Below are 637 nucleotides of genomic sequence, written 5' to 3'. Positions count from 1 at the left end.
CTCGTACATAAGCACGCATTAAATCTTGAATGGTAAAAATAGTTGTTGACTATGGGGAGTCCACATAAGCGAAGCGAGTGTTAATGCGTTTGTTAGGAGCATTGCTCAGTTCTTCGCAAAGCATTCTATTTCCTGATCGAAATTTCCATTCCATGAGCGTATAACTAACGTGTCTGCATATGGATATTCCGAGTTATCTTGAGGGAGATTGCAAGTAGCAATTAATTCTGAACCGCACCACTCAGTCCCTCTAGAGTAACTCACCATTGCGTATTTTTCAGAAATGATCTTATTTATAAAATTAAGAGCGTCATCGAATGACTTTTCATTGCCAAAGTCACTGAAGTGAGCGTGATATGAATCGAAAAACACAGTTACTTCATCATCACACGTATCAAGAGCAAGGAACGGAACACCATCATTGATCGGGCGCGGAATTTTCACCTCCAAGACAAAAGTATCTTCGTATTGCTTTTCGCAGCAATACTTAGCCCAAGAAGGAAAAGTTTCTTTAAACTTCTCTGCAATGCTTTTAGAAAAATCATCCATTGATAGACTGGCTCCTAACTTTAAGCTAAGGGGCGCAGATGCGTGGGGCATAATGGCGAAGCCGCCCCGCGTATAGGCGTCCCAGCGA

At 41.9% G+C, this 637-nt stretch carries 1 pseudogene; it reads right to left on the bottom strand.

Annotated features, from left to right (window positions below):
* Positions 1-105: 105 nt before the first annotated feature.
* Positions 106-637, bottom strand: a pseudogene (locus tag KYS23_RS20585) (hypothetical protein); the annotation flags it as partial.

Source organism: Alteromonas lipotrueae, assembly GCF_019249255.1.
Classification (GTDB): domain Bacteria; phylum Pseudomonadota; class Gammaproteobacteria; order Enterobacterales; family Alteromonadaceae; genus Alteromonas; species Alteromonas lipotrueae.
The sequence above is the reverse complement of the archived record's forward strand: the minus strand, read 5'-3'. Positions and strand labels throughout refer to the sequence as shown.